We start from the raw sequence: 2,371 nt of genomic DNA on the forward strand, positions 1-2,371 counted from the left end.
AGCAGGTCTTTTTCATTTAGACTTTCTAAATTTTATCACGACGGAATTTCACCGTGATATAAATTTAAAAATTCCGCCGCGATAAAATTCCGCCTCCTTAGAATTTTACATACCGCTAAGTTTGCCGCGAATTCCGCCCCTTTAAATTTTGCGGCGTCAATCCTCGATAAAATTCTGTAGAATTTCACCGCAAGTAAAATTTAGCCTGCCAGCGCCTTTAGCTGTTCGGCGCTTAGCCCATCCACCAAAATATAGCTTGCATCGATGAAGCGGTAGTTTTGCTTCGGCAAGCGCGCGATAAACTCGTCGTATTCCAGCTCGGCGATCGCGCGGTAGTTACCTGCGTCGTTTTCGTCGCCCTCTATGCCTATGAGCGCGATCTGCCAGCGCGCGACGTCGTTATTTTCCAGTATCCCCGTGTTTTGCCATTCCACAAACGGTTTGTAGGGCAGGATAGTGGGCAGGTCCTGTGTGAGCGCGTATGAGCCCATTATCGTGCCGTCATCTCCATTTCGATAAAACCTCTGGCGAGCGCTGTAAGCGTCGAGATACTGCACCTCGGTTAGCCGCTTGCTAAACTCGGCGGCGGGGTTATACGAGGCTAAAATTTCATCCATCATCGCGCGGTTTATCGCAAAAGGCCTCTCTACTCCGTAGCAAAAATTTACCTCCGTATCGCCGCTTAAATGCTGATCTATCGAATGTAGCCCCGCCGCTATATCGCGCTCGTAGTCGAATTGTTCTATCCCATCGTGGGTGTAAATTTCGCCGTTTTCATCTGTGATCTCGCTTTGCAGCTGCTTGGATAGCGCCTGCAGATATGAGATCGCCAAAACCCAATCAAATACCGTCGCGGGCGTATTTACGCGCACGGCGTAGCTTTGCTGCTCCTCGTCATATCTTAGCTCCATTCCGCGCCCGCTCTTGCCCCGCACGCCCAAAATCAAGCACTCCTGCTCGCTCAAAGGCGATTTTAAAAACGCCCTTTCGTCAAAGCCCTCGGCGCTCTCGTCTATGTCAAATACCGATAGATCGGGCAGGAGCTCCAATGCCTTGCCTACGCTCATGGCGTCCGAATAGCCCATAAATAGCGGGTACTTTTTATTTTTGACGCGAAATTCTACGCTCACCCTTTTCTCCTTTGTTAAATTGGCAAAATTATAGCGAAATTTTACCCGCCGCAGCGGGCTAAATTTGCAGCGCAAGGAGTTGCGAAAAGTAAGCTTAAAGCTTTTTGAGAGTAAAATTTAAACAGACCCACGTAGGCGGTAAATTTAATCAAAAGGAGCGAAAATGACGAAAGATCAGTGCTGCGTCCTAAAGCATTTGACGGCGGGCGAGACAGGCGGTTTTGACAAGATAGGCGAGATGAATGACGGCGAGTTTTTGGATGCGCTTATCGGAAAAGGGCTTGTTTGGATGCTTGACTGGGCCGGCGAGGACGAGACGGGCGATGTGGGTAAATTTATCAGCTCTAGGCTTGATGCGCTGCAAAGTGGCGTGGCTCTAGAGTGCGATAAAATTTACGCAGGGCTCGAAAAAGAAGCGGAAAAAGAGGATTTCGAGCGCGGCGATGCGAGCTTATTTTTGATGAACGAGTTTCAAAAAGCGCTAAAGAAGAGCGATTTTAGGCTCTTTACTTTGGATCTTCATAGCGACGCTTATTATTTGCTCGTCGCGCACAAGGACGCCGAGAAAGATTTTAAAAAGCTAGGCAAGCGCGAGGAGCTATTTTGGGACATCGCGCCATGGGGCAAGCGCCGCAAAAGGCAGATCCTTTACGTCATAAACTGCGAGTGCGGCGAGATGTCCGCGTGGCAGCTGGATGCGGACGAGCCGTCGCCAAGAGACGAGGTTTGCGAGGTTTGCGGGCGGGTGCTTTTCGACGCAGACGGCAACGCGATGCAGCCTTTGGAGAAGGAATTTATCTGATCTTGCTTATCGCGGTTTTGCGTGCGAAGTTTTGGCTGGATGAAAGTCAAATTTTATTGCGCAGATTGACAGGATTTGGCGCACAGGTTTGGCTTGCAGCTCGCCGGCGAAGCGCAGTTTAAATTTAATGCTCGCTTGGGCAGCGAAATGCGTTTTGATACGGCTCGCTCTGGTAATCAAATACGCTTCGGCGTGGCTTGTTTGGTTTTCTATTCACGCGCGCGGTGAAATTTTACAGTTTGCGTTTGTATCTCGCAAGACCGCAGTGCAGGACGCACTCTTTAGCGCTTGCATTCCGCTCTTACGTTTTTACCTCTCAAGTTCGCAGTCGCGGACGCATCTACCTATGCTGCGCTAAATTTTGATTTTAATGGTTATGGACGTAGGCTCGCGCCGCTAAAAATCAAAATTTTGCCCTGCCGTGGGCGCTAAATTTACA

The 2,371-nt window shown here is 49.5% G+C and carries 2 protein-coding genes; one reads left to right on the forward strand and one right to left on the reverse strand.

Translation table 11 applies throughout. The annotated features are described in order from the left end of the window. Positions 1-200: 200 nt before the first annotated feature. The gene (locus tag Q0256_RS00170; protein ID WP_297958943.1) at positions 201-1,130 is read right to left on the reverse strand and encodes a DUF4299 family protein; all 930 of its coding nucleotides are present in this window, start codon (positions 1,128-1,130) and stop codon (positions 201-203) included. Between the two features lie 163 nt (positions 1,131-1,293). On the opposite strand from Q0256_RS00170, the gene Q0256_RS00175 reads away from it, so the two are divergent. Further along, positions 1,294-1,932: a hypothetical protein gene (locus Q0256_RS00175; protein ID WP_297958945.1), complete on the forward strand. Its 639-nt coding sequence runs from the start codon at positions 1,294-1,296 to the stop codon at positions 1,930-1,932. The last annotated feature ends 439 nt before the right edge of the window (positions 1,933-2,371 follow it).

Origin of the sequence: uncultured Campylobacter sp. (assembly GCF_937949835.1) — a bacterium.
In the GTDB taxonomy this organism is placed as follows: domain Bacteria; phylum Campylobacterota; class Campylobacteria; order Campylobacterales; family Campylobacteraceae; genus Campylobacter_B.

Coding starts and splice junctions, on each gene's coding strand:
- Q0256_RS00175 (WP_297958945.1), top strand. CDS start 1,294: ATGACGAAAGATCAGTGCTGCGTCCTAAAGCATTTGACGGCGGGCGAG.